The organism is Arcanobacterium ihumii (assembly GCF_900604515.1).
Lineage (GTDB): Bacteria > Actinomycetota > Actinomycetes > Actinomycetales > Actinomycetaceae > Arcanobacterium_A > Arcanobacterium_A ihumii.
In genome coordinates, this window is the sequence record NZ_UWOS01000002.1 from 392,480 (window position 1) to 417,198 (window position 24,719).

Here is a 24,719-nt window from a genome sequence, read left to right on the forward strand (position 1 = left end):
TCGATGAGACTTACGGCAAGAATTAACAAGAATTCCATCACATATACTCGAGGAATGAAGAAGATCTGCGAATCGAGAATTGGCCCACGTAAGAAAGCGCGGCGCCAAGCTAAGGGGTGGGTCCCTAACTACCACGGAGCCTGGGCAATGGTTACTTTTCCAATTCTGTTGGGAATTTACCTAGCCGGATTCGGCTCGAAACACCTGATACTCCTAGCATTTTGGTGGGTCGGTTATTTCGCATTCTTTGCCACAGGTTTGTGGTTACGCTCCAAGTTTAATGAGCGCTATAAAACTCCGACCTTAGTTTATGGCTCATGTGCCGGCGTACTCGGCGTATTAGTGCTTATCTTTATCCCTCATCTCTTGCGATGGCTTCCAGTCTTCTTACCACTGGTAGTAACCACCCTTTGGTGTTCGTGGCGACGACGGGACCGCAGCTTCCTCAACAATGCCGTCACAGTAATCGCCGCATCCCTTATGCTCGCCGTAGCTTACGACGTCGTTCCCAACGGAACGTCCTCGTGGCAGCACGTTTGGATCGCAACAGGAATCTTAACTGCCTATTTCTTAGGAACAGTTTTTTACGTCAAAACAAACATTCGCGAGCGCAATCGAAGATCCTGGTTAATTGCTTCGGCAACCTTCCATATTCTTTTTACAATCATTTCCTTTGCACTCTTTTATGCTGGTTTATCCTCTCTATCTCTGGTTTTGGCATGGCTGGTGGCAACTGTTCGATCTATCGCGGTACCAATCTATGGATCGCGAAATGGATGGATGAGCGCAAAAGCTATAGGAATTCCAGAAATCTTTTTATCAATATGGATGACTCTGGCACTAATTTAACTTCCTAATCGAAGCTCACACTTTCTGGTATTAACACTCATCACCGGATCAATTAGACTGGTGAGTACAACGCCGTTCGCGGCGTTTTTTCTTTGCCCGGGATAATTATTTCCTAAGTTTTCTATGGATCGGAAACGTATTTGACCGATCCTCCACAATATTTTCTTACCACGTTCGATAGATTCGAAGCCTCGAAACCCGAAGAAATGAGACACCACTACATGATTAAAAACAGCCACGATTTTGTACCAACCAGCGATCCACGCAGGATCCGGATTCCCGGCACTGACCGTGTCTATGATCGTAATAAAATCCTAGTTGTTTTGCTTGTAACTTTAATGATGTCACTACTACAGGTATCGTCAGTTAACACTGCACTTTCGGTAATGCAAACATCGTTGCACGCCTCAGACACCGCACTTCAATGGGTGCTTTCCGGTTATACCCTGGCCATCGGAATTACCTTGGTACCTGCAGGTAGACTTGGTGACATTTTCGGAAGATCCTTGATTTTCACAATCGGGCTAATCGTCTTCACGCTTTCCTCCTTCGCGCTAGGGTTCGCTAACTCTACTACTACCCTCAACGTTCTACGCCTCATTCAAGGATTCGGTTCCGGTGTCTTCTCACCACAGATCACGGGACTCATTATGCAATATTTCAACGGTCGAGCTCGTGCTAAGGCATTTGCGTATTTTGGCTTGGTTGTATCAATGTCGGTAGCGGCTGGTCCGGTACTTTCAGGGCTTTTCATTTCTGTGCTTGGAGATAACCTCGGATGGCGTCTTGCCTTCGCAGTTAATGCTCCAATTGGATTAATTGGAGTGCTCCTTGCGATTTTTTGGCTCCCGTTCGGAAAAGAACGTCGTCACTTCGCCAACCAGAATAAAGCTATCGAAGGCATGGTCGAACCGCGTGTTAGGAAAGAATCCTCGGAAAAAATCGACCTCGATCCATTTGGCATGTTGCTACTGGGCTCCGCCGTCGTCGCAATCATGCTGCCATTCATGCTCCACGTCACTGCTTGGAAATGGTTCATTATGCTCGCGGGCTTTATTCTCTTAGCCCTATGGATACTCTGGGAGCATTCCTATCAAAAACACGGGCACTTCCCTATGGTCGATTTGAGCCTTTTCAAAATCAAAACATTTTCATATTCAATGGGGATCGCGTCTCTCCAATTCCTCGGCGGACCATCGATGTTCGTAATCTTGGCTATCTTTCTTCAAGAAGGTTTAGGCGTCTCGGCCTTAGAATCTGGCTTAGTTACCCTTCCTAACGCACTCGTCTCTGCCTACGCTGCTATGTGGGCTGGAAAGCGCGCTTACGATCACGGACGTGGAATCCAAGCAATCGCGCTCTCTCTCACACTCCTTGGAGCCCTGAGCATGATCATCGTTTCTATCGCGGTCCATGCAGGCTTCTCCTATTGGCTCTTTTCTCTTCCGCTCATCCTTTCAGGCTTCGGCGGAGGTGCTATGGGGTCTGCTAACCAAACTCAAGCAATGCTCGATGTTCCAACCGAACATGGTGGTACGGCCGGCGGTGTAATCCAAACTGGTCAGCGTATGGCAACCGCCATCGGAACTGCACTCGTCACCGCAGTCTTCTTCGCAACGCGAGGAACACCTACTGACGCAACTTGGTATCTAGGCATTGCAACGGCCTATTCCGTGATCGCTATTATCTTTGTAATCGGACTTATTGTTGCCCTAGTTTTCTGGCGCGATGGTTATCATTCACGTCATCGAAATACTCGCACCGCACGAGTCAATTATCTGAAAGACCGAAAGAGCACTCGCCGCCGCAAGAATTAGAACAAATGGTTTGAGGAAAACTCGTCATTAATCTTTGCTTTCACCTATAATTTCGTCTTAGAAAACATCCCCACCCATTGATTAGCCCACAATCAGCCTATAAGGAGCACCTAGGAAAGAACCTAGATAAAAATGAGTACCCAACCATCTAGAATGTCGCCCAAAGACCTTATCAACATCGGAATTTTCTTAGTTCTATATTTCTTTTCGATGTCCTTAAATGCCTTGGCAGCAGCGGGTCCTGTCTGGATTTACCTTGCGTTGGTTATTTCTGCACCGTTTGGTGGAATTGTTTTCCAGCTTTTCCTTACTCGCGTAAAACATGCGGGCATGATCCTTACCTTCGGTGTCCTTTTCGGGATTTTCATTTCCATGATTCATGGCTGGCCTTCACTCATATTGGTCATTATCTTTGCGCTCTTCACCGAAGGAATCATTGCCGTTGGTCAATACAAATCAAAGCGAGCAAATTTCTGGGCATATCCAGTATTTCAACTCTGGGCACTCGGTCCAATTGTGCCGATTTGGTTGAGTGCCGAGCAATACCGCACCATGCTAATTCACTCTCGTGAAAAGTCGGCACAATATGCCCAACAAGTCATCGAACTTTCGTTAAATCCGGTATTCATTGCCATGATTGCCCTCGGTATTTTCCTGCTTTCGATCTTTGGGTCTTATGTTGGGCAACGGATACTCGTCAAGCATTTTGAAAAGGCCGGAATTGCCTAACAGTATCCCCTCTACAATCGTCCCTTACCCTAACAATTCCGCGCATCTAGACCCTGCATTTTCGGAATCCATGCCCCTAGATCCGCGGACGAAAATCCTTGGGGTCACCGCCATCAACCTCTGCATTATTACGGTAGTGAAGACGCCCGTCACACTATTTAGCTTGGTGCTCGCAATATTTTTAATCACGGCTTCCAAACAATGGAAATTGCTTATGACCTTTTCGACGCTCGCTGTAAGTTTCCAAAGTTCCTACCTTATTGGCTCGCATACAAATTCGCTTCTTTCAGGGTTTTTGTTGGTCTTAGGAGAATACGGAACAAGGCTAAGCATCGTCGTTGCCGTTAGCGCTTGGTTAATTCTCAGTACCCAACCAGCTGCCCTTTTTGCAGCACTAAGACGACTACATCTACCGTCTTCATTCATCATCCCAATCACCGTCATGTTCCGATTTTTCCCAGCCGTCATTGTAGAGGCGCGTGCTATCTGGGACGCGATGCAAATTCGCGGTCTGTTTCCAACTTGGTGGACTGCCGTTAAACATCCGATTTTATTAATGGAATACCTGATCGTTCCTCTCCTTGGATCAACGCTTCAAATAGCCGATGATATCGCTGTCTCCGCTATGACCCGTGGCCTCGGATCCCCACTAACGCCAACCTCGGTTGTCAAACTGGGATTCTCTTGGCGCGATGGTGTTGTGGTGGGCGCGATTGTTGGACTGATCGGCGTCTTCATCGCAGCGCTACTCGGGGTGGTATAAATGGACGAAAAAACACAGTGCATCCGAAGCTCAATCATCGAAATGCAAGGGATTCGTTTTCGATATGGTTTCGATGATGAGAGAAAAGAACCTAATACGCTCGAGTTCTCTACTAGGATCATGCGTGGCGAATGCGTCCTTGTTACAGGTCCATCGGGTGGTGGAAAATCAACTCTTTTGCGGCTCATCAACGGACTTATCCCCCACTACAACGAGGGAATTGTGGAAGGTGAAATCTCCATTCACGCATCTGACAAAACATTTTCACCAACAACTGCACCGCTTTGGGAAACAGGACAGTATATTTCGAACGTCTTTCAAAACCCGAATACTCAGTTCTTTACTACCAACGTAACTTCTGAGCTGGCTTTTCCATTGGAGAATCAAGCGCAACCACCTGCCATAATTCGTAACCGCATCGTAGGAGCCACCCACGAACTTGGCGTACAATCTTTGCTAGGTCGCTCATTATTCAAACTCTCTGGTGGTGAGCGCCAAGCGGTTGCAACAACCGGTGCCTATATTCAAAATCCTACTGTTTACCTGTTCGACGAACCTACATCCAACCTTGACTCTCAATCGATCGAGATTTTTCGCCAACTCCTCGAGAAAATCAAAGCGCAAGGAGCGACCATCGTTATTGCCGAACATCGTTTCTATTTTTTAAAGGACCTGGTTGATCGAGTATTGATCGTAGACCAGACGATTGCGGCAGATATGGACAGCCGCGATTTTTTCACGATGGACGACGACGCACGCCTAGGTTTCGGACTGCGTCAGCTCTGTGAGCAAACAGTTTCAAGGAAAATTCCAACATTTCAGATTTCGACTTCCACAGGGACTTTCTTATCTTCCTCGGATGTGGGCGTACTGGCGGTTACTGACACCTCGGGCACAGACATACAGTCGAAAGAGAGCCTAATATCCGCTGGTAAAGATATGCCAGCCGAAGCAAACGTACTAACTTCTCTAGAAGGAGCACCTAGCACAAACCTACTGGTAGATTGCGCACCTGGAGGTCTAATCCTCAAAGATTTTAGCTTCCTTCTTCCAACGAAAAAGTCTCGGGTAAAAATACCTAGGCTAGCGTTTAATCGTGGAAAAGTCACGGTTATTCGTGGCAGAAACGGAATCGGAAAAACCACGTTGATTCGAACAATGTGTGGGCTTCGTAAGAAATTCAGTGGAGAGATCTTACTCGATTCCCAGCATATTACACGCCGTGAGCTCCTACGCTCTACGCACTTAGTTATGCAGGACGTTAATCGTCAACTGTTCACGAACTCGGTTTTCTCAGAACTGATTCTTGGCTCTAATAAATCGCAAAGTGTTGATTCTAAAGCCGAATACGCACTTGATAGATTCAACCTAAGTGCGGTTCGAAATCATCACCCACTCGCACTGTCAGGTGGACAGAAACAACGCCTCGTCATTGCCGCTTCTATGGTGTTGGAACGTGAAATCTATATTTTCGATGAGCCAACATCGGGCTTGGATGGAAAACATTTACAATCCGTTGCTGATGCACTGACGGAACTTGCATCCAATGGAAAAATCGTCATTGTAGTCACCCATGACGACGAACTCACAAACCTTTGCGCGGACATCATCTATGAACTCGTATAAGATTGATCATTCCACTCTATTTTTGAATAGGACAAAGATCGGAGTGAGTAGGATCAAGGCAAAAGTAGCTACTGGTTGTCCAGTAGCTACTAGGATTAATTAATGAAGGTATTAGTTTACTTACAACTACAACGCTCCGACTCAGGAACTCCAGCCAGAGCAATTTCAATGTGTTGACCGCATCCAGACCAGGTCGATTTTCCACATTGTGCACAAGTAACTTTTTGGCACATGATTTAGTGTCCTCTCAGTTAAAAATTTCGATTGGGTAAATTTGATTAAAAGAATACTCTGTAATCTTCGATCTGTAATGTAGACGATACGTGTTATTCTGCCGATGAAAAAGTGTGTGGGTGAGAAACAGTTTCCTGCTTCTCACCCACACATCTAATAGTTAGAAAGCCTATCTTTCTAGCTAAATCACTCAGCGGCGGACTCGCCAACGCGTACGCGTACAAAACCGGTTACGTTTCCACCAGTTTCAGCGATAACCTGTCCAACGGTCTTCTTAGGATCGCGAGCGAAAGCCTGCTCAACCAATACGATCTGCTTGAAGAAGCCCTTGAGACGACCTTCAACGATCATTGGAACAGCCTTTTCTGGCTTTCCTTCGGCAAGAGTAAGCTCGGTTGCGATACGACGCTCGTTCTCAACAACTTCTGCTGGAACGTCTTCGCTGGTGAGGTACTCTGGGCTGAGAGCTGCAATGTGAACGGCGACGTCGTGTGCAACTGGAGCTGCGGCGTCATCGGTTGCAACAATAACAGCAACCTGCGGCGGAAGATCAGTTGCGGTGCGGTGCATGTAGGATTCAAGGTGAGCACCCTTGATAACTTCAACGCGGCCAACAGCAAGCTTCTCGCCAATAACACCGATGAAGTTGTTAACGCGGTCTGCAATAGTTCCGTCTGCGTGTGGTGCAGCGAGTACTTCTTCTACTGAAGTAGCGCCAACCGAAACTGCGGCTTCAAGAATTTCTTCTGCGAAAGCAATAAACTTCTCGTTCTTAGCAACGAAGTCGGTTTCAGAGTTAACTTCGACGATGTAGCCGATCTGTCCATCTTCGCCATCAACGATCTTGGAAAGAACAAGTCCGTCAGAAGCGGTACGACCTTCACGCTTAGCAGCAGTCTTGAGACCCTTCAGGCGAAGAATTTCTTCAGCCTTAGCAACGTCTCCTTCAGCTTCCTGAAGAGCGTTTTTAACGTCAAGCATTCCTGCGCCGGTCTTATCACGAAGCGACTTGATGTCTGCGGCGGTGTAATTTGCCATTATTTTCCCTCCGGAAATTTAGGTTTTCAGGCCTGTGGTTCTTCGGTTTCGGTCTTCTCTGCGGAAGCTTTCTCAGCCGGAGCTGACTCTGCTTCACCAGCAAGAACTTCACGTTCCCACTCTGGCATAGGCTCTTCTTCAGCCTGCTCAGAGTTACCCTTTGCACCACCGCGAGCAAGAAGGCCCTCGGCAACTGCATCAGCTACAACGCGTGTAAGGATTTCGATCGAGCGGATTGCATCGTCGTTTCCTGGAATTGCGTAATCCACTTCGTCTGGATCACAGTTGGTGTCAAGAACTGCAACAACTGGGATGTTAAGCTTCTTAGCTTCAGCAACAGCCAAGTGCTCCTTATTAGTGTCAACAATCCAGATTGCTGAAGGGGTCTTGACCATATCACGGATACCGCCAAGGGTACGATCAAGCTTGTCCTTCTCGCGACGCATCATGAGGAGTTCCTTCTTGGTGCGACCGGAACCTGCAACATCATCAAAATCGATGAGTTCGAGCTCCTTTAGGCGCTGAATACGTGCGTGAACGGTTTGGAAGTTGGTGAGCATACCACCGAGCCAGCGTTCGTTTACGTATGGCATGCCAACGCGCTCAGCCTGCTCACGAATTGGCTGCTGAGCTTGACGCTTGGTGCCAACGAAAAGGATGTTGCCACCGTGTGCAACAGTTTCCTTAACAAAGTCATAGGTGCGGTTGATGTCTTCAACCGTCTTCTGAAGATCAATGATGTAGATGCCATTGCGATCATTAAGAATGAAACGCTTCATCTTTGGGTTCCAACGACGGGTTTGGTGACCGAAGTGGACACCAGCTTCAAGCAGCTGGCGCATTGTAACGACTGCCATGGTCGTCCTTTCTTAGAGCGGCGTACCGCGATTATCGGTTGATGCTTAGAAACGGAGTATTCCTAAGCCCTGGCATGTATCCGAACACTCAAGCGTAAACGCACCGAGAGCGTTCGACCCCGAAGGCAAGACATGCGCGAAGTCTGGAGTATAAGCGAGTTACTTACACTCAATAGCCTTTTTATTTTACTAGATCCAAGCCGGTAATTACCAATTTGAAAGTACGAAGAAAGGTGGTTTTGCCAACACAATCAACGTGTTTGTGAATCGCTTATTTCAACAGCCTTTCCACACCGAGCGCTCACGCTCTCCTTTTCCACATGCTCGCATGGGGCACAATTCTCAAGCTCAAAAACATCCATACTAACAGTCATGTTATCCATCATGATTCAGTCCCTATTTTTCGTAGCCATGCCACCGGCAATTTCGGCAGACTCGTTTGCGGACCATTACTTTGTTTCGCACAATCAAAGCGCCGTTAGCAATACTGTGATCAAAGATCCCCCACCCCCGTGGGGTGGTCCGGTAACAATTCTTCAATCGGTTATCAAACAAAAATATCGTTGCCCGATAACGACTGGATGCCGCATTATCCGTTCGTTTAACGTAGGTGAAAATAATTGGAATTCGGGGCATCGTGGCATCGATCTAGCTGTTTCAAGCACAATTGAGATCATTGCACCAGCTGACGGAACCGTCTCATATGTGGGAGTGATAGATTCTCGTCCAGTTCTGTCCATCACTCACGACGACGGTATTCGAACAACCTATGAGCCTTTGGTTAGTAATCTAACCAAAGGAGCCAAAATACGGCGTGGTGAGGTGATCGGAACCGTGTCATTAGGACACTGCGCTCGCGCACTTTGCTTACATTGGGGAGCAAAAACGGATGCAGATTCTTATCTGAATCCTACCTGGTTGTTGGAACCGCGTGTAGTGGCATTGCTTGAGTAACTACGTCTATAACGGATGCGTACCCAAGAAGGCCGGAAATATTCAGGCGCGTGGGTGGGCCAAACCAAAAGCTTCACGGAGCCTTTCAGTACTAACGTGAGTGTAGCGCTGCGTGGTGCCTAAGGATGAGTGCCCTAATATTTCTTGAACTACCCGAAGGTCGGAACCCCCATCCAAAAGGTGCGTTGCAGCCGAGTGCCGCAAATCATGTGGGGATATATCTGGAACTCCAGCTTGTGCGGTGAGACGATGCAAAAGATCTCTCACCACTCGCTGATTAATTCGACGTCCTTGTTCTCCAAGAAACAACGCTTTTCGATCCTGATTTTGAAGTGACGTTCTTACATCTAACCACCGTGAGAGTGCTTGAGCAGCAGGCTGACCGAAAGGGACAATTCTTTCTTTGTTTCCCTTTCCGAGGACGCAAATCGTATTTGAATCCGAAATATCGTTGAGATTAAGACCAACGCATTCACTGATTCGGATTCCCGTGGCATAGATTAATTCAAAGACTGCCCAATCTCGAACATCTGTTGGATTTTGAGAAGAAGCGCGGTCAGCTAAAAAATCAAGAAAAGTTGACGCTTGTGCCTGCGAAAGAACAGTAGGAAGCTCATTTGCCGGTTTCGGCGATTGAATTCGCAAGCCAGCATCAACCTCCGCATAACCTTCCTTAAATAACCACCGGCTGAAACTTCGAATCGAGGCACTGTGGCGTGCTAATGAGGCTCTACTATGACCAGATTCTGATTTCCACGCCAACCAAGTTCTAATATCCGTTACATCGAGTTCTTTTAGGAGCGTATAGAATTTCGGATGATCTTTCGCTTCAAGCTTCCAGACATCGCTTGCCAAGAACGTAAGAAACGACGTCGCCTCTGTTGAGTATGCACGAACGGTATGGGGAGAAAAACCCCGTCGTATATCGAGGTACGTAACATATTTGTTGATCACTTCGTCAATTTCGTGAACGAACGAGCCCGAGATCTGCGCACCATCATCAGTCACATTATTAACCCTTCACCCATCGGCCATTTCTAAAAATTACTCTATTCATTATGAGTAGTTTACCTAGTGCTGACTGTACATCGTCCTCATTCAAACCCGATAGCCGCGCGATGTTTTGTACCGCTGCTCCACGAACTTGCGGAACGGCATCAAAAACCCTTTCAAGGATCGGATCGTAACCGTTTTTGAAAGCCCCTGCGAATGCATCATCTACTTGGACTCCCTGTCCGTTGTTTACCTCCCCTATAGAACCAAGCATTTCTCGAAGATGCTGAGAACTTGAAACCAAAATTCCACCATTTCGTATTAGCTCGTGGCATCCAGAAGAAAAATGGGATTCGATTGAACCAGGTACTGCACCTACTTCCCTTCCCAGTTCAAGAGCATGTCGCGCAGTGTTAAGAGCTCCAGATCTAAAGGATGCTTCAACAACCAACGTTCCACTACCCAACGCAGCGATTATTCGATTACGTGCAAGAAAACGATGACGCTGAGGAGATGCAGCAAGCGGAGACTCCGAAACTACAGCACCACCTTGATTGAGCGCATCATTAAAGAGTTGTTCATTTGCCTTCGGATACGCCCTATCTACACCACCGGCTGAAACTATGATGGTTTTTCCAGCCGCTGCCAAGGCGCCCTCATGTGCAAAAGCATCGATGCCAAAAGCCCCACCTGAAACCACCACATACTTATCAGATATGTCGTGCGAAATATCTAGAGTAAATCGCTTGCCCACCGAGCTAGCATCACGCGAGCCAACAATCGATACCATCGGCAACTGCAATGCCTCAACATTTCCTCGAACCCACAAACACAGAGGACGCCTTTCTCCTAAATCGTTCAGTTGCCTCGGCCAATCACAGTCTTGAGGAATGAGGATTGTGATCCCGAGCTTTGGTAAAACGTCATAATTGAATGCAGAGAGATTTTGCAAACGGCTAGCCCAACGTTGGATGCTTCGATTAAATGCTTCTGAGAAATTCGACCCAGCTAGTCCATCGTCAAACGTCGATGCATTAAACTGATTTATTTCTTCTTTAAGTACGTCAATCCCACCCCTGTACCCAAAATGATTAATCCATCGAAATGCAGCAATATCTTCGGCTTCCGTAATCCGCGACCACGTGACAGCAGCCATATGTTCTTCATCAAGAGTGGCAGCCAAGTGACTTCCTGTATTCACCATTCCTCACTTCCTTCCCCACGCAGTAAATATGCCTGGCTCAAGTCATCATCATTGGGATGGTCTCGACCGCGTAAGTCAGCCAAACTCCAAGACAATCGAAGTATTCGGTCAAAAGCCCGCATCGAAAGTTTCCCGTCAAAAATTTGGTTTTCTAACGCAGTTGAAACTGCAGACTGCTGCAAGGTATTTTTACGAAGCCATGTTCCTGGGAGCTGTGAATTGTTCAAAATCGGTATTTTCCACTCGATTCTTGAGTTTCGATATCTTTGCCGTGCCCGCGCTTCACACACTTCTTCAAGGATCTTTACAGTCGAGAACTGCCCACCACGTTTTAATTGAACCTTCGTTGGCCGGCGCAAAACTAAGCGAATATCAATCCTGTCGCGAATCGGTCCACCTAAATTAACTCGATACGACGCGCGGTCACGAGGGGTGCACCGACATCTCCCATTCCCATCAAGGAGAAATCCGCAACGGCACGGATTCGCAGCAGCGATTAACTGGAATCTAGCGGGATACATGATATGCGCTCGCGAACGATGCAGTTCTATTTCTCCAGTTTCCAACGGTTGCCGGAGAGCTTGGATAGCGTTCGTTGCAAATTCGGGGAACTCATCGCAAAACAAAACACCGTTGTGTGCTTGCGTTATAGCCCCTGGCCGAGGAATACCAGCTCCTCCTCCAATCAAAGCAACCATGCTAGCTGTATGATGAGGTGCCGAATACGGTGGGCGTCTAGGCAACGAATGCAAAGTTTCTCCAAGAACTGACTTAATAACCGCAACATCGAGTGCCTCTTCATATGAAAGATCAGGAAGAAAGCCTACAAATCGTTTTGAAAGCATGCTTTTCCCCACTCCCGGAGGGCCAATTAGGAGACTATGATGACCGCCACATGCTGCTACTTCAAGCCCAAAAATTGCATCTTCTTGTCCGCATACATCTGATACATCGAGGACTTCAGACATTTGAAAGACATCTTGTTTTCCACCACAGTCAGGCTCAGCATCTACTTCAATATTTGGCACGCCTACTGAACAAGCAAAAGTTGCCAAATTAGATATTCCGGTTACCTCAATATTTCCAACAAGTTCCGCTTCCGCTTTGTTAGCTAACGGCACTATCACTCGTTGGAAACCTTCCTGTTGTGCTGCAAGGACCGCTGGCAAAATACCCCGTATACCGTGAACACTTCCATCTAAACCAAGCTCGCCAAATACTGCAGTCGTCTGGGAAAGTTGAAAACCTTGTGCACCCAAGATCGCCGCAGCGATCCCAAGATCATAACTCGTACCTGATTTTGATAAATCCGCCGGAGATAGATTGACAACAATCCTCAGATTTGGCCACGTCAACCCTACATTTTGGAATGCTGCGCGCAGTCTCTCCTTTGCTTCATTAACTGCCGCATCAGGAAGCCCAACTATCATAAAATTTGGTAAACCATTTAATAGTGTAGCTTCAATTAAGACACTCGATCCGTGTAATCCTAGCAGACTAACGGTGTATGATTTTCCGATCTGTGATGTCCTCATGAGGCATCCTTGATATGGGTGATTGAGTATCCTCCGCCAAGTACCCTCACGCCCACAACGTCCACCGCTAAGTTTTGAGCATGGACTGAATTATTAACAACCCATTGCACAAGCAAAGACCTAATCCGGTGAAGCTTGGCACCTGTAATTGATTCTTCAGGAGTCCCAGTGCGGTTTTGCCGGCGGGTTTTAACCTCGATTGCAACGTACGCCTCCCTGGTCGGATCGAACGCTATTAAATCAATTTCACCCCCGCGACTTCTCCAATTCGTATCGCGAATAATAAAACCGCGCTGTTCAAGATAACGCTGAGCACATCGTTCGCCCCATCTACCAAGGTCTTGACGCGAACACCCCAATATTTCGTTTATCGATGGATTTTCAACATAAATCGATTCATTAAGCATGCAACGATTTGATCAGTTTTCAAGAAAACAGGTAAAAAGTTTAGGCACCCTGTGGGAAAAACTTGAACTCGGTTATACTGTGGGAAACTATCACGCAATCGAAGTATCGAGTCTGCCCCAACCGCTATCGTTCGATTCTAAAAATTAGTCGTTTTCACGGTCGAATTCGAGCTCACGCGAGATATCCGGTTTGTTTAGTTCTTCGACGTTGACGTCTTTGAAAGTCACAATCCTTGCACTTCGGATAAAACGTGAGGATCGGTAGATGTCCCAAACCCACGCATCGGTAAGAATAACTTCGAAGAAGATATCGCCGGTATTTGAAGCACGAACATTAACATTTACGTCATTTGCTAGATAAAACCTGCGTTCGGTTTCCACCACGTACTTAAATAGATTGATTACGTCACGATATTCACGGTACAGCGCTAGCTCACGCTCTGCTTCGTAGCTTTCTAGTTCGCTCATCATGATCCTGTTCTATTTAACGAGTCCCGGTAAATTCCATGCTGTTCGATGGTGAACACTGGCTCCAAAGTCCTTCAACGCCGCAATATGCTTCTGCGATGAATACCCTTTGTTATGCTCCCAATCGTACTGGGGAAAGTCTACCGCCAAGGAACTCATAAGCGAATCTCGAGCTACTTTCGCTAATACCGATGCCGCTGCAATCGCAGCACATCGAGCGTCACCTTTCACCTCTGTTTGAACAGGAACTGAGGGGAGCTGAGGTCCAACATCAAACAAACCATCCGTCGTCCACCAGTTATGAGAGCCATCGAGGAGAACCGCGTCAAAATGAAACCCTCGATTAAGTAGCGAATCTACCGCACGTGCCGCTGCACAACGCAGACCAGCAACGATTCCAAGGGTATTTATTTCATCAACGGTCGAATGTCCGACCGCTGAGGCCATTACCCAGTTGCTCGTAGGTTCAACAAGGTTTTCTCGAACCTTTGCTGAAATCATTTTCGAATCACGTAGCTTACTTGGAAATGCGTCCGAGGTTTTCAAATCGATTAGTGCAATTCCAACCGACGCCGGACCAGCCAATGATCCACGACCAACTTCATCGACTCCCGCTAAAATCGGATTCTCAATACCGGTAGCAAGACGCGCCAAAATCTCTTTTTCAATCGTCCGATCGGGAACAAGGCGATTCGATAGCTGTGCCATGGTGTTGAACGTATACGCTTTCTAAACTAATCAAACTACGAAGATGCACCAGCTGGTGATGGCACGTCTCGATATACCTCAGAAACATCGTCTAAGCGACCGAATCGTCCTAAAGGATATATTCGTAGCCAAGCTCGACCCTCAATATTTTTGATCGGAACAAATCCAAAACCGGTAGTACGCTGGTGGTATCGAGAGTCTTTTGAATTGGAGCGGTTGTCTCCCATCACCCAGATATGCCCGTCCGGTACCACGACGTCGAAAGCTTCAAGCGATGGCTGTATCCCTTCGCGAATATACGTTTCATGAATTGGCTGGCCATTTACTAAAATTTCGGCACCCTGACCAGCACAGCTAATATGATCGCCAGGCATTCCGATAATACGTTTCACAAGGTGTGTTCCAGCATTTTGTGGTAGTAAGCCGATGAGCTGGCCAAATTCTTTCAGAACCCCCTTTACACCGGCGGATTCTGCTACAGGCGCGTCCGAGAGCCAGTTGCCTGGATCTACAAAAACGACGACGTCGCCTCGTTGTAGGTCATCTTCCGTATCAGCGAGCTTATTGACCATAATCCGGTCTCCGGGGACGAGTGTATTCATCATCGACTCCGAAGGGATTTCAAAAGGTTGAATCAAAAATGTCTTGAGAAGAACAGCGCACAGCAAAGCTACAACGATTACAGCCCCGAACTCAACAACTGAAGAAAAGAAACGTTGAGGCCATGGTTTTCGAGTTGGCTCGTCATCAGGATCCGAATTTGACGAAGTTCCCTCGGATGTTTCGGCTTCCACATGATCGGAATCAGAGCGCTTAGGATCTTGCGACGGCGGAAACGAAGGTGGCATTTCTTCGTTATCCTTCGCAGACCTGCCGATGCCCGATTCTTGCTCCATGCACTCTCCCTGTTTAATGGATGTGTCTCCCGATGCCTTGATGGAAACCGAGCTACGCTACGCTCCGCCCCTAATGCACAGGCATCAGATTCCCATGCGAAGCCGAGTCTATCACCTGCACCAGAAGAACATACTTCTTGGTTATTCTACATGGATATACGCTTATTTGCGCACAGTGAAGAGCTCACAGCACCAACTATTTCGGGTTCATACCACTTATTTACGTACAACTCCATACGACTAATAGGATTATTTACACTGTCAAAGTCGCTCATTCAAGTGTAGATATAATTTGTGGGCCCCGATCTCGTGGGGCCCACAAATAGAAAAGTCTCACTTGTTATCAGTACGCTTTTCTTTGATCTTTGCAGCCTTGCCACGAAGATCACGAAGGTAGTATAGCTTCGCACGACGAACATCACCACGGGTGACAACTTCGATCGAGTCCACGTTCGGGGAGTGAAGTGGGAACTTACGCTCAACACCAACACCGAATGAGGTCTTGCGAACGGTGAAGGTTGCACCTACACCCTTACCACCCTTGCGAGCAATAACCACACCCTGGAACACCTGGATACGGTGACGGTTGCCTTCAACAACCTTTACGTTAACCTTGACGGTATCGCCTGGGCGGAAGTCTGGACGCTCAATGAGCTGAGACTGTGCTACTGACTGTGGAATCTCCATGATTCATTCTTTTCTCTCCCTGCGCGCAGGTCAGAGAGGGGTCAGGGATCTGGTCAACCAGATCCGAGTGGATATTTTCTTACCCGAGCGCAACCCCCTGCGGCAGGCACTGCGTTCATTTTGGTAAGGCAACTCAACTATTTTGCCACAGACAACGGGCGAACCATAGTTATATCCTTGTTGATCGTGTCACCCACAACAAAAGTTCGAGTTCCTAGTCTATTGAATCCAAGTTTCCGGTAGGAGCGCTGAGCACGCTTATTTCCACAGTGAGTGCCCAACCAGATAAATGTCTCGCCCGAAACATTTTCATATCTGCGTTCTAATTCGCGCAAACCGAACGCAAAAAGTTCGCTAAAGACTTTATGCCCTCGCCAATCGGGATGTAGATAAGCTTTAGATAGATACACGTATAAGGTATCAGCTTCATCGTCATCGGGTCTTTCCTCATGATCAAAGAGCAGGTAACCAATAACTTCGGCTTCGAGATTTTGCGCCAGATACACAGAATAACGCCGATCCTCAACATAGACGGCAAAGTTGTCTTCGGTAAGGTTGTGGTTAACAAAGCTATCAATATCCGCAGAGCTAACTTCAGAAGGGCAAGCATCCACAAACATAGACTGAGCGAAAGCGCTAAGTGCGCAAACATCGTCGGAATTAGCGGTGCGGAAATGAATCTGAACAATTTCTTGTTTAACTTCGTCGAAGAACCACCCTAAAGAAGCAAGGTGTGCCCAGTCATGTTTATCCAAGGTGGCTGGATCTAGGTGTTCGATCATGTCTGGGCGTCGCAAGACCGTCTTAGTCAAGGCTTGGTTGCGCCTCCAACGATAAATTGCCTGGTGATTACCCGATGTGAGAACTTCCGGAACCGCTATCCCACGAAACTCTGCAGGTCTGGTAAACACAGGATACTCGAGCAAGCCAGCCTCACCGTGCGATTCTTCTACCAAAGACTCAGGATTTCCTACCATGCCTGGAACCAAGCGCGACACAGCTTCTACCAAAGCAACGCTGGCGACTTCCCCGCCATTGAGTACGTAATCCCCCAATGAGAATTCGAAGACTTCGATATCTGAGTTTTCGCCGTAATATTGCGCAATGCGAGAATCAATACCTTCGTAACGACCACACGCCAAAATAATATGATCACTACCAGCTAGGTCATAACACATGCGCTGTGTTAGTGGCACTCCCGACGGAGTTGGAATCGCCAATACTGTACGATGGTGCACTCCCACAGTGCGATTGCTAGGCTCAGCTTCATTGACTTCGTAGCCACGGATTCCCTGGTTGCGTTTAGCAACAGTCTGAACTACCGAATCAATCGCTTCCGCCCAGACATCAGGTTTCATTACCATTCCAGCTCCGCCACCGAACGGCGAATCATCCACGGTGCGATGCACGTCATGGGTCCAATCACGGATGTCGTGGATAGCTGTTGAGATGATGCCCTTTTGCTGAGCCTTCCCGACTAAAGACAGCTCAAGGACCTGAAAAAACTCCGGAAAAGCCGAAATGATATCGAAATGCATCGTCATAGCAGTCGTCTATTTTTCCTCGTACAAGTTTTGCGAGGCTTTTTCAGCATCGCCATCAAATTCTTCTTCGATTTCTTCATCAGAAAAGAGTCCGTCCGGCGCGTCAATAACGATGCAGTGATCAGCGATGTCAACATCAATCACGATTTCTCGCACAAAAGGAACTCTAGTTATTCGACCATCAGGTTCTCGCACTACTAAAAGATCTTGTGCTGGCATTGGCTCTAGACCAACAACTGTTCCAAGCTCGTATCCTTCTGGATCAAGTACCTCGAGGCCAGTTAATTCATGAGCATACCAAGCATCTTCTTCAGCCTCATCCTCATCCGATTCAATAACAAGCTTCACTCCACGCAAGGATTCCGCAATAGTGCGATCTTTGATCTCCTCGAAACGGGCAAAAGTCATTCCCTTATACTCACGCGTCTTTTCCACAACAAGTGGACCGACGTCGGCAGGCTCGGTTTCAAGGGCGGAGCCGGCGTAGAGACGGCGCGCAGGGCTATCCGTACGCACATCTAATTTCACTTCACCTTTAAGGCCATGTGCTGCACCAATGATAGCAACAATAAGTTTCACTTTTCCCCTTGATATCGACAGTAGGAATCTCTGTGTTTTAAATATACCTGAAACAGGAAAACCCGCGCCTACAGCGCGGGTTTTCACACAGAAAGTAATTCAGCGATCGGTTTCGATCACGTCTACTCGGACTGAGCCATTGGTTGACAACGCATTAATCACTGACCGCAATGCTTTCGCAGTACGACCATTACGACCGATAACGCGTCCTAGATCCTCAGGATTGACACGGACTTCAAGAAGTTCCCCACGTCGATTATTTCGAGTAGAAACTTCAACGTCATCGGGGTTATCCACGATTCCACGGACCAAATGTTCCAAGGCTTGTGCGAGCATCAGGCTTCCTCAGACTCTTCTGCTGGTGCTTCTTCAGCCGCAGCTTCTTCTTCTGCTGCTTTTGCTTCAGCTTCGGCCTTAGCACGTGCCTCAGCCTTAGCTGCACGACGCTTTTCAGCATCGTCCTGAACAGCCTTAACAGCTTCTTCACGAGCCTTTTCAGGATCAACCTTTTCTACGGTCTTCAAGGTAGAAGTACCTTCGAGACCCTTGGCTGCCTGCCAGTCACCTGTGATCTTCAGCTGTGCAAGAACTGGCTCTGATGGCTGTGCACCAACAGAGATCCAGTACTGAGCACGCTCAGAATTGATGTCGATCGTCGAAGGCTGAGTATTTGGGTTATAGAATCCGATCTCTTCAATAACGCGACCATCGCGCTTCTTGCGAGAATCAACAACTACAACACGGTACATAGCCTCACGGATCTTACCCATGCGCTTTAAACGAATTTTGACTGCCACTTGTGCGGTCACTCCTGTTTCTTTGTTTCATTGGAAAATAATCAGTAGACGGTGGGAACACGCCACTAACAGTTTCCGAACTAAGACGCCATTGAGATGAGAGGGCCTCAACTTAGTCTGAGTACAACGTAATATTCTGCCAGATTTTCAGGCACGAGAACAGTCCGATACCAAAATAAGCTCGGTGGTACCGCTCACGTCCCGCGTTTCCTCAACTTTATGCACGAATCTATACAATCGTCGATTCATAAATTTCCGTTCTATCATTCCCAACTCCCTTATTTCACATGTGCGAATCTTGGTTTTTCGGCTCTCTGAACTGTGTTTAAGTACCCACAATTGATGCGAAAATGAAGTAGGTAATTGGTCAAGTAAACATGAAGAATAAGAACTATGACAACCGAAAAAGTAAACCTCACCAAATTTGCATGGCTCTCGATCGCAGCAGCGATCGTAACAATCGCAATGAAAGTAGGCGCATACCTACTCACGGGATCAGTTTCGCTTTTATCAGATGCTATGGAATCAGTGGTTAACCTAGTAGCGGCGATCGTTGCCCTTTACGCTCTTAAACTCGCAGCTAAACCTGCAGACTCTCACTACACGTATGGACGATCGAAGGCAGAATACTTTTCTGCAGCTATAGAAGGTTCAATGATTTTCGGTGCCGCCGCCCTCATTCTTTTCGTCTCAGTCCAGCGCCTTTTCTCTCCAATTCCATTAGAAAACTTAGGAATCGGTTTGATTGTTTCCTCATTCACGACGGTGATCAATGGCCTCGTAGGCATTTATCTTCTTAGATCTGGCCAAAAGTACTCCTCCCCGACTCTTGTCGCTGACGGTAAGCACCTTCTCACCGACGTCGTAACCACAGTGGGAGTTATTCTAGGCGTCTGCCTAGTGAAGATGACCAATCTCGAAATTCTTGATCCTATAGTGGCAATCTTGGTGGGCTTCAACATTATTTGGATTGGCACGGGGTTGATCAGAAATTCCCTTGCTGGCCTTCTTGATGTCACCCTCCCAAAAGAAGAAAACAAAGAAATCGTTGCAATTCTCAAGTCTTTCCGCTCAGAAACCATTAGCTTCCATGGTCTTCAAACACGCCAGGCGGGACGTTTGCGCTTCGTCAGAGTCGACGTTCAAGTGCCAGGCGTTTGGACCGTGCGTGAAGGTCACAATTTCGCTCATCAGGTCGAGGCGAAGATTGAGGAAAAATTTCCTCAGACAGCAGTAACCATCCACGTCGAACCGATTGAGGATCCTGCATCGTACGACGATATTCCAGAAGGTTTCGTACCATTAGATGGCGACGACGGATTCGTTCCCATTGACTTGGAAACAGGAAAGCCTGTCCCATTCCAACAGTAAGTATCGAAATACCCCTAATCACAACCGTTTTTACAATCGCTTTCTCAGGATTCGCGTACGCAGATTCCATCGATAAAGACGCATCGCGGGGACAGCACGGTCGAGATTTCTTTCAACGGATCTGCGGTGTATACAACAAAGTCTGCCGCAGCTCCTTCTTCCCAGGTAGTGAGACCAAGCCTTCGTCTGCCTTCAAAACTTGCCGCACCCATAGCAACATCTACCGGCATCCCTTGAGAAACGGCATCACATAGTTCATACGGTAAACCTCGTTTATTGACGTCAAACGAGGTATCGGATCCCATGAGGAAATGAACCTTTGCATCTACCATCATGGCAAGATGTGCTCGCCTGCGCGCATCCATATCGAGCATATGTTTTGCATAAACAGGATACTTACTTGCGTCTGCTGCAAATTCGGGGAACCTACTCACTTGATTAACAGTCGGGGTAATCAAAATCCCCTGTTCTCGTGCCTGCACTAGCTGATCCCACGTCATCCCAGTACCATGCTCAATTCCATCCACGCCGGCATCAAGTAAATCATTGATCGTTGCATGAGCAAAAGTATGAACAGTCACTTTAGTATTAAGGTCATGAGCCGCCGCCACCGCGTCTAGAATTGCTTGGCGTGGCCACAGTGGTTCAAGATCTGACTGCTCGCCATTGCTCCTATCAATCCAGTCACCCACGATCTTGATCCAACCATCGGCTTTGCTGCACTGATACTGCACTTGTTTTACCAATTCCTCCGGCTCAGTATCAATGCCGAGGTAGCGAATATAGCGTTTATGGCGTGCAATATGTTGCCCGCAGTGAATAACTTTCGGTTGATCTTCTCGACGTACATCATTGGCATCCCTCTGCCCACCACAGTCGCGAATATGAGTGACACCAAGGCTCGCGCTTGCGTCTAAGCGCCGATGGATTTCAGCGTCGTTAACAAGTTGTTCCGTATAAGACGCTCCTGGATGAGTGTGTGCATCTACCAAGCCTGGGTAAATATAGCCATTAACCTCTTTGGTAGCGACGTTCGAGGCTGGCGGCGAGTACGTAATTTTGCCATCAACAATCCACACATCATCGCCCCAAAAACCTCGCAGGTCTCCCCTCAAGCGATATACGTGAGATGAGACCTTAGAAGAATACTCATTCATCATTGGAGGAACTTAGCCAGTGCTTCCATATCTACATTGCCGGAGGCATCTGCATTTGCACCACCAAATGCGCTACCCTTTGGCGATTTTGCCTGATGTTGTGCTTCAAGCTCTTGTTGACGGCGCTTTGCTGGGTTTCCAGATCGGCCTTTCTTGTTTCCCGAAGATTTCTTCGTGGATTTCTTACGCTGTTTCTTAGTGTAACCGCCGCCGAAACCAGGAAGCCCTGGCATATTCGGCATCCCTGGCATACTGCCCCCACGCGACATTGCCTGCATCATCTTCTTAGCCTGCTCAAATCGATCCATCAAAGAATTAACTTCTTGAACCGTGGTGCCTGAACCATTTGCGATACGTAGGCGGCGCGAACCATTCAATATCTTTGGATCTTGACGTTCGGCCTTAGTCATCGAACGAACAATCGCTACCTGACGGTCAATATCACGCTCGTCAAGATTATCTAGCGCATCACGGTACTGGTTCATTCCGGGGAGCATGCCCATGATTTTCTTCATCGAGCCTAGCTTGCGCATCTGCTCAAGCTGTTCAATAAAGTCATCTAGGGTAAAAGATCCCTGCGCCATCTTCGTAGCAAGATCTTCAGCTTGGCTCTCCGACCACGTCCGCTCTGCCTGCTCAATAAGGGTAAGAAGATCACCCATATCCAAGATACGTGATGCCATACGATCTGCATGGAATCGTTCAAAGGCATCAAGTTTTTCACCGGTGGAAGCAAAGAGTACTGGCTGACCAGTAACGCCTCGTACCGAAAGCGCCGCACCACCGCGTGCATCGCCATCAAGCTTCGAAAGTACAACGCCGGTGAAGCCAACACCGTCACGGAAAGCGATCGAGGTATTGACAGCGTCTTGACCAATCATTGCGTCAAGGACGAATAAAATTTCATTAGGCTGGACGGCGTCGCGAATGTCACGCGCCTGTTGCATCATCTCTTCGTCTACACCCAAACGACCAGCGGTATCAACAACGACGACGTCGTGTCTATTTTCGCGTGCAACATTCAGAGACTCACGAGCCACTTGAACCGGATCACCGATGCCATTCCCAGGCTCTGGGGCATAGACGGTAACACCTGCACGCTCACCCACCACTTGGAGCTGATTAACTGCATTTGGACGTTGCAAATCCGAAGCAACGAGCAAGGGATTCTTTCCATTTTCGCGTAACCAACGGCCTAGTTTTCCAGCCAAGGTGGTTTTTCCTGCACCTTGGAGACCAGCGAGCATTATGACGGTTGGACCCTGCTTTGCCCAATTCAGTTCCCGGCTTTCGCCACCAAGCACCTCGATGAGTTCATCGTTAACGATCTTGATAACTTGCTGAGCTGGATTGAGAGCCTGCGAGACTACTGCGCCGGTTGCTTTCTCCCGAACAGCCGCAGTAAAGGAGCGAACTACAGGTAGCGCAACGTCTGCATCGAGCAAAGCACGGCGAATATCGCCAATTACGCTCTCAACGTCTTGCTCCGTTAACTTTCCATGTTTGCGGAGATTACGAAGTGATCCTGTAATACGATCTGAAAGGGAGTTAAACATTCACATACCTTGATTTGAAACAAAAATAAGCTGTCTGCATTCTATGTCACTGCCGATGCAGGTATCTAATTAGCTGACATCGGCAGTGTAGTTGTTTTAGGAAAGAATTGAGTCCACAAATGCTTCTGGGTCAAATGGTGCAAGATCATCCGCGCCTTCTCCGAGACCGATAAACTTCACAGGTACTCCAAGCTCACGCTGAACTGAAATAACGATCCCACCCTTGGCTGTTCCATCAAGCTTTGACAACACAATTCCAGTAATGCCTGTGACTTCAGCGAAAACCTGGGCCTGACGCATACCGTTTTGACCCGTCGTTGCATCGAGAACCAAAAGAACTTCGCGTACTGGTGCTTGTTTTTCCATGACTCGCTTGATCTTTCCAAGCTCGTCCATCAACCCAGCTTTATTTTGCAGACGTCCAGCAGTATCGACGATGACGACGTCGGCTTCCCTTTCGCGCGCAATGTGTACAGTTTCAAATGCCACCGATGCTGGATCGGCCCCTTCTTGATCCGAGCGAACTACGAGGACACCAATTCGTTCTCCCCAGGTTTGAAGTTGATCTGCAGCCGCTGCGCGGAAAGTATCGGCAGCTCCAAGTACAACTGAGTAACCTTGCGCAACCAAAATACGTGAAAGCTTTCCGGTGGTAGTCGTTTTTCCAGTACCGTTGACTCCAACCATCAGGACTGAAGAAGGTACCTTTTTTCCAGCGTCGTCTGTACGCGGCTCGATGTCCAGCTCGCGGGACTTATCGATCGAAATCAAGTTAATGAGCTCAGCTCGAAGCACTTCCTTCATCACTGCTGGATCGGAGGTGCCACGAATCTTGGCCTCTTGCTTGAGTTTATCAATGAGGTAAGAAGTAGAATCCAAACCTACATCAGCCATGAGCAGAGTTTCTTCGAGTTCTTCCCAGTCCGATGCCGAAAGGTTCGAGCGCGATAACACGTTAAGAAGAGCGTTTCCAAGACCACCAGATTTAGCGAGTCGGGCACGTAACCGTTCCATTCTCGACGGAACAGATTCAGGCATATCAACAATGTCTACCGGTGGAATATCCTCGATGACCTCAGCGTCTTCGATCGCCGAGGACTCAAGTTGATCTTGTTGTGAACGCGGAGCGTCTATCTTGGGATAGTCGTTGCGAGAAGAACGCGCTTTCGTGATGAGAACCGTGCTGGCTCCACCTAAAAGAACGATGCCAAGGACAATGTAAATAATTAATTCTGGAGTCACCCTTCTAGTGTGTCCTAGACACAACTGAAAAGGCAACAACAACGAGAAAGAATTGTGATGCTAACGAGGTGGAAGTGCACCTATGTATCAAAGATGATCCGGCTATAGGAAAACGTAAGGCAGTTGGTTGCAGGCAGTAAGTGGTTATTCCGCCGAAGATGATTTAGCGAAAACCCTACGCCCCTTATCGATAGCTTTTTCTGAACCTTCGATAATTGACTGCACACGATCTGACTCAGCAATTTCCATCACTCGATCATTGATCGGCTCAAAGTTGATGTAACCATCGCCGTCTGCCTCAACGAATGTTGTGAAAACATCGTCGATCCTAGTTTCTTTTACCTTGACTTCAAAGGAATCAAGACTCAGATCGTCATTTCGCCAATCTGATACGGAACTTTCAAGCATTTGACGTGCCTGTAGATCTTTTCGGCCAAAGCCAAGAAGATAAAGCACAAGGGAGATAGAAGCGGCACCAGCGATCAAGAAAAGCAACACAGTAATCAACACACTATATTTCTATCGACATTGTTCACGAAATGCTAGGATTCCCACCACAAAGTTGATCACAATATGATCACTTTGGAGCCCTTTTTGGTCACGAAGTTTAAAATGTCAGTAGTTTACTTCTATTGCCGGCGGTTGAGACCTTCGCTTATTCTCTCCATGAAAGTTACAAAGTTATACCAACTACCTCATCGGTAGCCT

General features: G+C 47.6%; 25 protein-coding genes. 7 read left to right on the plus strand and 18 right to left on the minus strand.

Annotated elements, in window-relative coordinates:
• Positions 1-54: 54 nt before the first annotated feature.
• The 5 genes from EIH22_RS06840 (at position 55) to EIH22_RS06860 (ending at position 5,784) form a co-directional block, all read left to right on the plus strand.
• On the plus strand, positions 55-849 hold the full coding sequence (locus EIH22_RS06840) for a YwiC-like family protein (protein ID WP_160149040.1): 795 nt from the start codon (positions 55-57) through the stop codon (positions 847-849).
• A gap of 221 nt (positions 850-1,070) precedes the next feature.
• Positions 1,071-2,666, plus strand: a complete 1,596-nt coding sequence (locus EIH22_RS06845) for an MFS transporter (RefSeq protein WP_124055049.1) — start codon at positions 1,071-1,073, stop codon at positions 2,664-2,666.
• A 153-nt stretch (positions 2,667-2,819) separates the two neighbouring features.
• Positions 2,820-3,395, plus strand: a complete 576-nt coding sequence (locus tag EIH22_RS06850; protein WP_160149041.1) for an MptD family putative ECF transporter S component — start codon at positions 2,820-2,822, stop codon at positions 3,393-3,395.
• A 70-nt stretch (positions 3,396-3,465) separates the two neighbouring features.
• The gene (locus tag EIH22_RS06855) at positions 3,466-4,158 is read left to right on the plus strand and encodes an energy-coupling factor transporter transmembrane component T (protein ID WP_160149042.1); all 693 of its coding nucleotides are present in this window, start codon (positions 3,466-3,468) and stop codon (positions 4,156-4,158) included.
• Positions 4,159-5,784, plus strand: coding sequence for an ABC transporter ATP-binding protein (locus EIH22_RS06860; protein ID WP_124055052.1), 1,626 nt, complete (start codon positions 4,159-4,161; stop codon positions 5,782-5,784). It abuts the gene before it with no gap.
• Between the two features lie 420 nt (positions 5,785-6,204).
• On the opposite strand, the gene tsf is transcribed toward EIH22_RS06860, so the two are convergent.
• Positions 6,205-7,056, minus strand: coding sequence for a translation elongation factor Ts (gene tsf / locus EIH22_RS06865; protein ID WP_124055053.1), 852 nt, complete (start codon positions 7,054-7,056; stop codon positions 6,205-6,207).
• A 26-nt stretch (positions 7,057-7,082) separates the two neighbouring features.
• Complete coding sequence (gene rpsB / locus EIH22_RS06870) at positions 7,083-7,913, minus strand: 30S ribosomal protein S2 (protein WP_124055054.1); 831 nt, start codon at positions 7,911-7,913, stop codon at positions 7,083-7,085.
• Between the two features lie 372 nt (positions 7,914-8,285).
• Here rpsB and EIH22_RS06875 point away from each other — a divergent pair, with 372 nt between their 5' ends.
• Positions 8,286-8,867, plus strand: coding sequence for a M23 family metallopeptidase (locus tag EIH22_RS06875; protein ID WP_124055055.1), 582 nt, complete (start codon positions 8,286-8,288; stop codon positions 8,865-8,867).
• 42 nt (positions 8,868-8,909) lie between these two features.
• Here EIH22_RS06875 and EIH22_RS06880 read toward each other — a convergent pair whose 3' ends face one another.
• The 12 genes from EIH22_RS06880 to rpsP form a co-directional block, all read right to left on the minus strand.
• A complete protein-coding gene (locus EIH22_RS06880) occupies positions 8,910-9,875 on the minus strand; it encodes a tyrosine recombinase XerC (RefSeq protein WP_235001807.1) in 966 nt (321 codons plus the stop codon).
• Between the two features lie 4 nt (positions 9,876-9,879).
• Positions 9,880-11,064, minus strand: a complete 1,185-nt coding sequence (gene dprA, locus EIH22_RS06885; protein ID WP_124055056.1) for a DNA-processing protein DprA — start codon at positions 11,062-11,064, stop codon at positions 9,880-9,882.
• Positions 11,058-12,599, minus strand: a complete 1,542-nt coding sequence (locus tag EIH22_RS06890) for a YifB family Mg chelatase-like AAA ATPase (RefSeq protein WP_124055057.1) — start codon at positions 12,597-12,599, stop codon at positions 11,058-11,060. Before EIH22_RS06890 ends, dprA begins: the two co-directional genes overlap by 7 nt.
• Positions 12,596-13,006, minus strand: a complete 411-nt coding sequence (locus tag EIH22_RS06895) for a YraN family protein (RefSeq protein ID WP_124055058.1) — start codon at positions 13,004-13,006, stop codon at positions 12,596-12,598. The genes EIH22_RS06890 and EIH22_RS06895 overlap by 4 nt, the downstream gene beginning before the upstream one ends.
• A gap of 144 nt (positions 13,007-13,150) precedes the next feature.
• Positions 13,151-13,474, minus strand: a complete 324-nt coding sequence (locus EIH22_RS06900; RefSeq protein WP_235001820.1) for a DUF2469 domain-containing protein — start codon at positions 13,472-13,474, stop codon at positions 13,151-13,153.
• Positions 13,475-13,486: 12 nt separating this feature from the next.
• The gene (locus EIH22_RS06905) at positions 13,487-14,182 is read right to left on the minus strand and encodes a ribonuclease HII (RefSeq protein ID WP_124055060.1); all 696 of its coding nucleotides are present in this window, start codon (positions 14,180-14,182) and stop codon (positions 13,487-13,489) included.
• A gap of 35 nt (positions 14,183-14,217) precedes the next feature.
• Complete coding sequence (gene lepB / locus EIH22_RS06910) at positions 14,218-15,078, minus strand: signal peptidase I (protein WP_124055061.1); 861 nt, start codon at positions 15,076-15,078, stop codon at positions 14,218-14,220.
• Between the two features lie 333 nt (positions 15,079-15,411).
• Positions 15,412-15,765: a 50S ribosomal protein L19 gene (rplS, locus tag EIH22_RS06915; RefSeq protein WP_124055062.1), complete on the minus strand. Its 354-nt coding sequence runs from the start codon at positions 15,763-15,765 to the stop codon at positions 15,412-15,414.
• 137 nt (positions 15,766-15,902) lie between these two features.
• The gene (gene trmD, locus EIH22_RS06920) at positions 15,903-17,309 is read right to left on the minus strand and encodes a tRNA (guanosine(37)-N1)-methyltransferase TrmD (protein WP_235001808.1); all 1,407 of its coding nucleotides are present in this window, start codon (positions 17,307-17,309) and stop codon (positions 15,903-15,905) included.
• 9 nt (positions 17,310-17,318) lie between these two features.
• Positions 17,319-17,888, minus strand: a complete 570-nt coding sequence (rimM, locus tag EIH22_RS06925; RefSeq protein WP_124055063.1) for a ribosome maturation factor RimM — start codon at positions 17,886-17,888, stop codon at positions 17,319-17,321.
• A gap of 99 nt (positions 17,889-17,987) precedes the next feature.
• Positions 17,988-18,224, minus strand: a complete 237-nt coding sequence (locus EIH22_RS06930) for an RNA-binding protein (protein WP_124055064.1) — start codon at positions 18,222-18,224, stop codon at positions 17,988-17,990.
• Positions 18,224-18,685 (minus strand): 30S ribosomal protein S16, encoded by a 462-nt coding sequence (gene rpsP, locus EIH22_RS06935; RefSeq protein ID WP_124055065.1) that lies wholly within the window; start codon positions 18,683-18,685, stop codon positions 18,224-18,226. Before rpsP ends, EIH22_RS06930 begins: the two co-directional genes overlap by 1 nt.
• Before the next feature lie 393 nt (positions 18,686-19,078).
• Between rpsP and EIH22_RS06940 the strand changes: the two genes are divergently transcribed.
• Positions 19,079-20,056: a cation diffusion facilitator family transporter gene (locus tag EIH22_RS06940; protein WP_124055066.1), complete on the plus strand. Its 978-nt coding sequence runs from the start codon at positions 19,079-19,081 to the stop codon at positions 20,054-20,056.
• A 44-nt stretch (positions 20,057-20,100) separates the two neighbouring features.
• Here EIH22_RS06940 and EIH22_RS06945 read toward each other — a convergent pair whose 3' ends face one another.
• From EIH22_RS06945 to EIH22_RS06960, 4 genes are all read right to left on the minus strand, one after another.
• Positions 20,101-21,216, minus strand: coding sequence for an amidohydrolase family protein (locus EIH22_RS06945; RefSeq protein WP_124055067.1), 1,116 nt, complete (start codon positions 21,214-21,216; stop codon positions 20,101-20,103).
• A complete protein-coding gene (gene ffh / locus EIH22_RS06950; protein WP_124055068.1) occupies positions 21,213-22,769 on the minus strand; it encodes a signal recognition particle protein in 1,557 nt (518 codons plus the stop codon). The genes EIH22_RS06945 and ffh overlap by 4 nt, the downstream gene beginning before the upstream one ends.
• 96 nt (positions 22,770-22,865) lie before the next feature.
• Complete coding sequence (ftsY, locus tag EIH22_RS06955) at positions 22,866-24,011, minus strand: signal recognition particle-docking protein FtsY (RefSeq protein WP_124055069.1); 1,146 nt, start codon at positions 24,009-24,011, stop codon at positions 22,866-22,868.
• Between the two features lie 144 nt (positions 24,012-24,155).
• Positions 24,156-24,521, minus strand: a complete 366-nt coding sequence (locus EIH22_RS06960) for a hypothetical protein (RefSeq protein ID WP_124055070.1) — start codon at positions 24,519-24,521, stop codon at positions 24,156-24,158.
• Between the last annotated feature and the right edge of the window lie 198 nt (positions 24,522-24,719).

Excerpts from the sequence above, each read along its gene's own strand:
- EIH22_RS06855 (WP_160149042.1), top strand. The coding sequence starts at position 3,466 with ATGCCCCTAGATCCGCGGACGAAAATCCTTGGGGTCACCGCCATCAAC.
- tsf (WP_124055053.1), bottom strand. The coding sequence starts at position 7,056 with ATGGCAAATTACACCGCCGCAGACATCAAGTCGCTTCGTGATAAGACC.
- EIH22_RS06940 (WP_124055066.1), top strand. The coding sequence starts at position 19,079 with ATGACAACCGAAAAAGTAAACCTCACCAAATTTGCATGGCTCTCGATC.
- EIH22_RS06930 (WP_124055064.1), bottom strand. The coding sequence starts at position 18,224 with ATGCTCGCACAAGCCTTGGAACATTTGGTCCGTGGAATCGTGGATAAC.
- EIH22_RS06860 (WP_124055052.1), top strand. The coding sequence starts at position 4,159 with ATGGACGAAAAAACACAGTGCATCCGAAGCTCAATCATCGAAATGCAA.
- dprA (WP_124055056.1), bottom strand. The coding sequence starts at position 11,064 with ATGGTGAATACAGGAAGTCACTTGGCTGCCACTCTTGATGAAGAACAT.
- EIH22_RS06840 (WP_160149040.1), top strand. The coding sequence starts at position 55 with ATGAAGAAGATCTGCGAATCGAGAATTGGCCCACGTAAGAAAGCGCGG.
- EIH22_RS06900 (WP_235001820.1), bottom strand. The coding sequence starts at position 13,474 with ATGAGCGAACTAGAAAGCTACGAAGCAGAGCGTGAGCTAGCGCTGTAC.
- lepB (WP_124055061.1), bottom strand. The coding sequence starts at position 15,078 with ATGGAGCAAGAATCGGGCATCGGCAGGTCTGCGAAGGATAACGAAGAA.
- trmD (WP_235001808.1), bottom strand. The coding sequence starts at position 17,309 with ATGACGATGCATTTCGATATCATTTCGGCTTTTCCGGAGTTTTTTCAG.
- EIH22_RS06850 (WP_160149041.1), top strand. The coding sequence starts at position 2,820 with ATGTCGCCCAAAGACCTTATCAACATCGGAATTTTCTTAGTTCTATAT.
- EIH22_RS06845 (WP_124055049.1), top strand. The coding sequence starts at position 1,071 with ATGATTAAAAACAGCCACGATTTTGTACCAACCAGCGATCCACGCAGG.
- EIH22_RS06895 (WP_124055058.1), bottom strand. The coding sequence starts at position 13,006 with ATGCTTAATGAATCGATTTATGTTGAAAATCCATCGATAAACGAAATA.
- EIH22_RS06945 (WP_124055067.1), bottom strand. The coding sequence starts at position 21,216 with ATGATGAATGAGTATTCTTCTAAGGTCTCATCTCACGTATATCGCTTG.
- EIH22_RS06875 (WP_124055055.1), top strand. The coding sequence starts at position 8,286 with ATGTTATCCATCATGATTCAGTCCCTATTTTTCGTAGCCATGCCACCG.
- rpsB (WP_124055054.1), bottom strand. The coding sequence starts at position 7,913 with ATGGCAGTCGTTACAATGCGCCAGCTGCTTGAAGCTGGTGTCCACTTC.
- ffh (WP_124055068.1), bottom strand. The coding sequence starts at position 22,769 with ATGTTTAACTCCCTTTCAGATCGTATTACAGGATCACTTCGTAATCTC.
- rplS (WP_124055062.1), bottom strand. The coding sequence starts at position 15,765 with ATGGAGATTCCACAGTCAGTAGCACAGTCTCAGCTCATTGAGCGTCCA.
- EIH22_RS06905 (WP_124055060.1), bottom strand. The coding sequence starts at position 14,182 with ATGGCACAGCTATCGAATCGCCTTGTTCCCGATCGGACGATTGAAAAA.
- EIH22_RS06890 (WP_124055057.1), bottom strand. The coding sequence starts at position 12,599 with ATGAGGACATCACAGATCGGAAAATCATACACCGTTAGTCTGCTAGGA.